This is a genomic window from Megasphaera sp. AF13-6AC (genome assembly GCF_027685385.1).
GTDB lineage: Bacteria > Bacillota > Negativicutes > Veillonellales > Megasphaeraceae > Megasphaera > Megasphaera micronuciformis.
Genome location: NZ_JAQCUN010000282.1, coordinates 1 through 831, shown reverse-complemented (window position 1 = coordinate 831; position 831 = coordinate 1). Strand labels below are relative to the sequence as shown.

Sequence of the window (831 nt, the reverse complement as noted above, 5' to 3'; positions counted from 1 at the left end):
TCGACACGATATCGTGTCGAGCCTCTTTTACATATGTCGTTCTTTTTTCAAATAATTATAAGTTTGTAATAAATCGGGGATGAACTCACTTTTCAATACATATCCCGGTCGTGCTTTCTGTGCCTTTTCGACAGCGGATTTTAAGTCGTAATAAACTTGCCACTTCGATTCGACCAGCTCTTTACCTGTTTGGCGCAGTAAAAAAGCAGGATGATAGGTGGGCATGACGGGAATTTTCTCATAATCAAGCCATTTGCCGCGATTCCTCATAATACTGCCTGCACTACCGTAAAAGTACTGAAAGGCAACCTTGCCGAGGCAGACGATGACGGCCGGCTTGACGGATTCAATTTCCGCACGTAAATGAAGATCTGCGCAAAAACGACCTTCATCTAGGGTCGGGGTACGGTTGTTGCGAGGACGACATTTTACGATGTTGGTTACGTAAATACGGTCTCTTGTAAGGCCGACACTCCAGAGTGCTTTATCCAATAACTTTCCCGACGGGCCTACGAGCGGCACGCCGTACTCGTCTTCCACACCGCCGGGGCCTTCGCCGACAAACATGAGTGGAGAATCTTCAGGGCCGGACCATTGCGTGGGGCCGCGATTGCCTTCACGGCAGAGGTGGCAGGCCGTACAGTCCGTAAGAGCCGCCAGGCGTTCTTTACTCGTCATGACCGCACTCTCCCGTCAGTTAGAATGATATCGGACATCGTTAAATCGGCTGTACATGCGTCGATGAGCTTTATAATATCTTTAGGAGCCGCAAGAATCTGAAGTCCTCTTTGGCCGGCACTGATACTGAAAATATCAATAGAAAGAGCGGTT

1 protein-coding gene is annotated in these 831 nt (G+C 48.6%); it reads right to left on the bottom strand.

Annotated elements, in window-relative coordinates:
• Nucleotides 1-27: 27 nt before the first annotated feature.
• Nucleotides 28-678 (bottom strand): uracil-DNA glycosylase, encoded by a 651-nt coding sequence (locus PGX78_RS08875; protein WP_270446599.1) that lies wholly within the window; start codon nt 676-678, stop codon nt 28-30.
• Nucleotides 679-831: the final 153 nt, after the last annotated feature.

Excerpts from the sequence above, each read along its gene's own strand:
- PGX78_RS08875 (WP_270446599.1), bottom strand. The coding sequence starts at position 678 with ATGACGAGTAAAGAACGCCTGGCGGCTCTTACGGACTGTACGGCCTGC.